We start from the raw sequence: 6,000 nt of genomic DNA, 5'->3' as shown, positions 1-6,000 counted from the left end.
CGCCCCGATGTTCGTGGCCCCGCCCATCGCCACCACGGAGACGGCTTCGGCGTCCAGGTCACGCCCCCGGCGCCGGGGGGGGGGGGGGGGGGGGGGGGGGGGGGCGGGCCCCCCCCCCCCCCCCCCCCCCCCCCCACTCCGGCTAGATCAGCGGAAGGCGGCGCACTCCGGTCAGGGTCGGGGTGGGGATGAAGTCCACGGGGTCTTCCGGGTCGGTGCGCAGCGGGTCGAGCCGGTCGAGCAGGATGTTCATCGCGATACGGCCCTCCAGCCGGGCCAGCGGAGCGCCCAGGCAGAAGTGGATGCCCCGGCCGAACGCCAGATGCGGGTTCGGGTCGCGGTGGGGATCGAACGACTCGGGGGCCGGGAACTGCCGGGGATCCCGGTTGGCCGCCGCGAGCCAGCACATCACGATCTGGTCGGCCGGGATCGTCGCCCCGCCGAGCTCGGTCTCGCGCGTGGTGGCGCGGCCGAGGGCGGCGAACGGGGTGAAGAGCCGCAGCGACTCCTCGATGACGGCCGGGACCGTGGTGCGGTCGGCGCGCACCTTGGCCTGCTGGTCGGGGAAGGCGTCCAGGCAGAGCACCGTGTTGCCGAGCAGCATGGTCGTGGTGATGTGGCCGGCCAGCAGGAGCACGATCGCGAAGTTGACCACCTGGGCGTCGGGGAGGCGCTCGCCGTCCACCTCGGCCTCGACGAGCCTGGTGAGCAGGTCGGCGCGTGGCGAGCGGCGGCGTTCGGCGGTGTGACCGGCCAGGTATTCGGTCATCTCCCGCCACGGTTTCATGGTGGCTTCGCGGGTGGCGCTCAGCTCCTCGTCGGTCTGCTCGAACGACATCTTGGCGTCCCGCTGGAACAGTCCGTCCGCCCACTGCTTGAACAGGGCGCGGTCGCTGCTGGGCACGCCCAGCAGTTCGGCGATGACGATGACCGGCAGCGGGTAGGCCAGGTCGCGCACCAGCTCGAACCGCTCCTGCTCGCGCGCCGCGTCGAGCAGTTCGTGGGTGATCGTGGTGATGCGCGGTTCCAGGTCGGCGACGACCTTGCGGGTGAACGCGCTGCTGACCAGTTTGCGTAGCTTGCCGTGCTCAGGCGGGTCGATCTGGGTGATGAAGCCCTCCAGCGACATCTCCTCGTCCGGCATCATGCGCTGGGGGACCAGGCGCATCGTGTCGGAGGAGAAGGTCGCGGGGTCGCTGAGCACCTCGTGCAGCTCCGGGTAACCGTAGACGTTCCAGATCCCGGCTCGGGCGTCGAACTCCACCGGCGGGCCCGATCGGGGGCCGTGCAGCCAGAAGTGCTGTTTCGGGATTTCGTACCTTTCGACGATGTCGGCCATCGCCTCTCCTTGGTTGAGGATCCCTCTACGAGATGTGTGTCAGGAACGACCTGTCACGCTTGCCGACCAGGTTCCTCCCCACTTCGGGGGCCGGACAGGTCGAATGTCGGCAATCTGGCGGCAGGTTCATGGAGAGGTCCGATAACTCGCGATGCTCGGTGCGCCGCATGACGAGCGTGCCGCCGCAAGCGCGGCGGGAGGCGGGGGTGCCACTGCTGGAACGGACCGGGCGCGGCGTCGCCCTCACCCCGGCCGGGATCGCGCTGGCCGAGCACACCGAGACGCGCTGGTCGCGCTCGGCAGCGACCACCCCGGGCTCGACCCCCGGACGCGCTGCGCGAGCGCCGCGACGTGGAGTGGATCGTCGCCTCCCCGGGCACCCTCTGCCCCACCGTGTGTGGAGGGTGTGCAAAGGGCGTGCACGTGGCGGAGAGATCGAGACTAGGGCGTGGTCGCGAATATCGATTATCGATAGATTTCGGTCGTGGCTCGATCGTTGGGAGAAGCGACGGGGAAGTGGACGGTGCCCGCCTTGCGTGTCGTTCTTGGGGCGTTGTTCGCGGGCTCGGTGGTGGTGCAGACGGTGATGGTGCCGTTGCTGGCGATCGACCTCGACGAGCTCGCCGCCGTGTACTCATACCTGCGGACCCCACTGCTGTTCATCATCGTGCTGGGCATGGTGGCGGGGCAGGTCGTCCTCGTCTGCGTGTGGCGGCTGCTGACGATGGTCCAGCGTTCGACGGTGTTCTCGCACGCGGCCTTCCGCTACGTGGACGTCGTGATCGGCGCGGTCCTGGCCGCCGCGGTGCTGCTGTTCGCGCTCGCCGTCGTGCTCGCGCCCGGTGAGCCCGTTCCGCCTGGCATAGTGCTGCTGCTGTGCGGTGGCGTGGTGGCGACCGTGGGGGTGGGGCTCGTCGTGCTGGTGCTGCGGATGCTGCTCGCCCAGGCCGTCGCCCGTGACGTCGAGGCGGCGCGGATGCGGGCAGAGTTGAACGAGGTGATCTGATGCCGATCGTCGTCGACATCGACGTGATGCCGGCCAAGCGGAAGATGTCCGTGGGCGAGCTGGCCGATCGGGTCGGGATCACGCCCGCCAACCTGGCCGTGCTCAAGAACGGCCGGGCCAAGGCGGTGCGGTTCACGACGCTCGCGGCGCTCTGCGAGGTCCTGGAATGTCAGCCGGGAGACCTGCTGCGCTGGGAGTCCGGCGAACTGCTCGGTGAGGAGAGCGCCTGAGCAAGCGGCGCGGGCCGCTGTCGCGCCCTCGTAAGTGGCTCCTGAGCGGGAAGTGCACGGCTGTATGTTCTCGTGGCCATTTTATTGTGACTTTCCGGCGTGGTTCCATTGGGGACGCCGGAGGTAGACGGGAAAACATCGCGCGCCACGGAGGTCCCCCATGCCGAGTGAAACGGAAATGACCGACGACCCGGGCGCCGACCGGGAATCGTTGTTGTTCCTCGTCGATGAGGCGCTGGGATACCTGTCGTCGGCGGCGCTGCGGGCGGTGGCGTCCGCCGGGGTGGCGGACGCGCTCGCCGATGGGCCACTCACCCTAGCTGAGCTGGGAAAACAGGTTGGCGCCGATCCGAGGGCGCTCTATCGCGTGCTGCGCCTGCTGGCCACCCGGGGGATCTTCGAGGAACTCGGCGACGGGCGTTTCCGGCTCACCGAGCGCGGGCGGGCGCTGCGTTCGGACGGGCCGATGTCGGCACGTGCGGCGATTCTCATGCTGACCCATCGGACGCTCTGGCGGCCCGCCGGAGAGATGGAAGGATGTCTGGAAAAGGGCGCCTCGATATTCAATGACCTGTTTGATATGTCATTCTTTGAATATTTCGCTCAGGACGCCCAGGTCGCGATGACCTTCCACAGCGGCATGGCGGCGATGTCGGACTGGGAGAACGCGCCCATCGCCGCCGCCTGTGACCTGCCGGAGTCGGGGGTCGTGGTCGATCTCGGCGGCGGGCTCGGCGGGCTGCTGCTGGAGGTGCTGCTCCGGCGGCGCTCCCTGTTCGGGGTGCTGTTCGACCAGGCGCATGCGCTGGCGGGGCACCGCCTGGGGGCGCGGGAGACCGACGGCCGCTGGGAGGCGATCCCCGGCGACTTCTTCACCGAGGTGCCGCCCGGCGACGTCTACCTGCTCAAGCGCGTCATGCACGACTGGGACGACGACCAGTGCGTGACCATCCTGACCAACTGCCGCCGCGCGATGGCCGACGGCGGCCGGGTCCTGGTGCTCGACGCGGTCATCCCCCCGGGCAACGAGCCCCACCAGGCCAAGGCGGTCGACCTCATGCTGATGGCCTCCCTCACCGGCCGGGAGCGCACGGCGGACGAGTTCGCCCGGCTCTTCGAGGCGGCGGGCCTGCGCCTCGTCCGTGTGGTCCCCACCGGCACGGCCCTGTCCATCGTCGAGGCGGTCGCGGCGGCGACCTGACCAGGCGGACGGCGCGCACAATACGGCGCGCGGCGCGGCATGGCGTCTCACCGTCCGTAGTCATCCGGTGTCTTTTGAGGTCGTTCGATATTGTCCGGAATCCCGGTGAAAGCTCAACCGGCGAGCAGGACACCCGCGTCGATCACGACGAGCGGCCCGCCCGGCCCGCCGAGCCCGGCGCGATGCTCCCGGCCGTCCCGGTGGCCTGATCGAGCCGGTGCTCTTCGACCTCGGGGTGCTGATCGGCCGGGGGGCGGCACGGCGGACGGGTCAGTCGAGGGTGAGGGTCACGTCGTCGGCGTTGACAAACATTACCCGGTGGCCGAACTGGATCTGGTAGTACCTCAGCTTCCCTCGCACCACCTGGTGCGCGGCGGCGTCGAAGGTCACCGCGCGGTAGTACTCGCTGGTCGCCACGCGCCCCACCGTGTACTTCTGCCCCGCCGCGAACGTGTACTGCAGCGGCGTGATCGGCTGTGGCGGGATCCCCGGCGGGTACGCCTCGGGTTCCGGGTAGGCCCTGCCGTAGACCGGGACGCCGGTCTTGCCGGGCTTGGGGGTGACGAGCATTCCCCGCGACGGCACCGCCGTCCGGGCGCCCGGCGGGTTGTGGAACCACGCCTTCTGGCCGAGGTACCAGATCGCCGTCCAGTCGCCCTCGCGCCCGGCGACGGCGTAGCGCTGCCCGGTGGTGGCGCGGGCGCTGTGGTCGTAGACGCTGTAGAGGGAGTCGCCGGTGGGGTGCTTGCCGATGTCCTTGACCAGCGGGGCGTCCTCGCGCGGTTCGGTGCGCAGCCAGACGGAGGCCGAGCCGTGCGGCGGGCAGGCGGCGGTGGGGGCGGCGGGGTCGCAGCCGTAGTAGTAGGGGCGGTTGCTCTCGTAGCCGGGGCGGATCATGACGGACTCGGCCCGCCGTCCGCCCGAGGCGCGCAGCGGCGCGCCGAGCAGGTCGAAGTAGTGCGCCCAGTCCCAGTAGGGGCCGGGGTCCTCGTGCATCCCCTGGACCGTGCCCGGGACGGTGCCGGGCACGTTGTCGTGGCCGAGGATGTGCGCGCGGTCGAGCGGCACCCGGTGCTTGCGCGCCAGGTGGCGCACCAGCTTGGCCGAGGTCCGGTACATCGCCTCGGTGTACCAGGCTCCGCCCCTGGCCAGGAAGCCCTCGTGTTCCAGGCCGATGGCCTTGGCGTTGACGTACCAGTTCCCGGCGTGCCAGGCGACGTCCTTGGCCCGCACGTGCTGGGCGATGTGGCCGTCCTGTGAGCGCAGCGTGTAGTGCCAGCTCACGTAGGCGGGGTTCTGCACGAGCTGGAGCGTGCGGTCGTAGTACTCCTCGGTGTCGTGGACGACGATGTACTCGATCTTCTGGTTCTTCGGCCGGTCGGACAGGTCGTGGTTGCCGTAGTCGCCGTCGCCCTCGCCGAGCTTCTGGTAGGGGGCGGGGATCCATTCGCAGGAGACCGTCTTGGGGCACTCGACGGGGCCGGGGGCCGGGGCGCGCAGGCCGAGCCGTTCCAGCAGCTCGCGCAGCGGCCGGACATCGGGGGCCGAGGCGAGCCGTACGGGGTGCCCGTCGTCCGTCGTGCGCGCGGCGCCGTCGCGGATCACCTGGTAGACCTCGTCGGCGAACGCCCGGGCGGAGCCCTTGTCCGCGGCCCCGGAATAGCGGGCGACCGCGCCGTACCACTGGGCGGGATCGTCGGACGGCGGAGCGCCGAGCCGCCGTTGGTAATCGGCCAGCAGCGCGGCGCCGCCCAGGATGTTGACGGCCGGGTCGGTGCGCAGCGACTCGGGCGACCGGCCGGTCAGCTCGGCGGCGCGCTCCAGGGTCCGCAGCGACTCGGCGGGGACACCGGGTTCGGGAGCGGGGGCCGGGAGGGCGCGAGGGCGGCGCGAGTCGTCGCCACGAGGATCCTCCCTGGACTCGGAGTGATGGGGGCGGGCGGCGGCCGTCGCGTCGGTCAGGTGCATCGGGCCGAACCCGGCGGAGGTGCTGGGCAGGCCCCGGTTGGCGTCCCAGCGCGACTCCAGGTACGAGACCCCGAGCAGCACGCTCTCCGGCACGCCGTGGGCGCGCGCGGCTTCGGCGTAGTCCCGCTGCCGATCGTCCGCGCCCTTGGAGGGGGCGGCGACCGAAACGGAGGAGGCGGGCGGGAGCGGGGCGGACACGAGCACGACGGCCAGCGCGGCGGCAGTCCACGGGGCGGGGCGGAGTCGCATGATGCTC

At 71.0% G+C, this 6,000-nt stretch carries 5 protein-coding genes; 3 read left to right on the top strand and 2 right to left on the bottom strand.

The features are described from left to right. Positions 1–142: 142 nt before the first annotated feature. The gene (locus tag P3X83_RS12515; protein ID WP_277305159.1) at positions 143–1,339 is read right to left on the bottom strand and encodes a cytochrome P450; all 1,197 of its coding nucleotides are present in this window, start codon (positions 1,337–1,339) and stop codon (positions 143–145) included. A gap of 532 nt (positions 1,340–1,871) precedes the next feature. Between P3X83_RS12515 and P3X83_RS12510 the strand changes: the two genes are divergently transcribed. The 3 genes from P3X83_RS12510 (at position 1,872) to P3X83_RS12500 (ending at position 3,776) form a co-directional block, all read left to right on the top strand. After that, positions 1,872–2,345, top strand: a complete 474-nt coding sequence (locus P3X83_RS12510; RefSeq protein WP_277305158.1) for a DUF2975 domain-containing protein — start codon at positions 1,872–1,874, stop codon at positions 2,343–2,345. Further along, entirely contained in the window at positions 2,345–2,575 is a 231-nt protein-coding gene (locus tag P3X83_RS12505) for a helix-turn-helix transcriptional regulator (protein ID WP_277305157.1), read from the top strand. The genes P3X83_RS12510 and P3X83_RS12505 overlap by 1 nt, the downstream gene beginning before the upstream one ends. A 178-nt stretch (positions 2,576–2,753) precedes the next feature. Then, positions 2,754–3,776: a methyltransferase gene (locus P3X83_RS12500; protein ID WP_277305156.1), complete on the top strand. Its 1,023-nt coding sequence runs from the start codon at positions 2,754–2,756 to the stop codon at positions 3,774–3,776. A gap of 270 nt (positions 3,777–4,046) precedes the next feature. Here the strand turns inward: P3X83_RS12500 and P3X83_RS12495 are convergent, their stop codons facing one another. Continuing rightward, positions 4,047–5,993: an N-acetylmuramoyl-L-alanine amidase gene (locus P3X83_RS12495; protein ID WP_277305155.1), complete on the bottom strand. Its 1,947-nt coding sequence runs from the start codon at positions 5,991–5,993 to the stop codon at positions 4,047–4,049. Positions 5,994–6,000: the final 7 nt, after the last annotated feature.

Source organism: Spongiactinospora sp. TRM90649, assembly GCF_029382225.1.
Classification (GTDB): Bacteria; Actinomycetota; Actinomycetes; order Streptosporangiales; family Streptosporangiaceae; genus Spongiactinospora.
The sequence above is the reverse complement of the archived record's forward strand: the minus strand, read 5'-3'. Positions and strand labels throughout refer to the sequence as shown.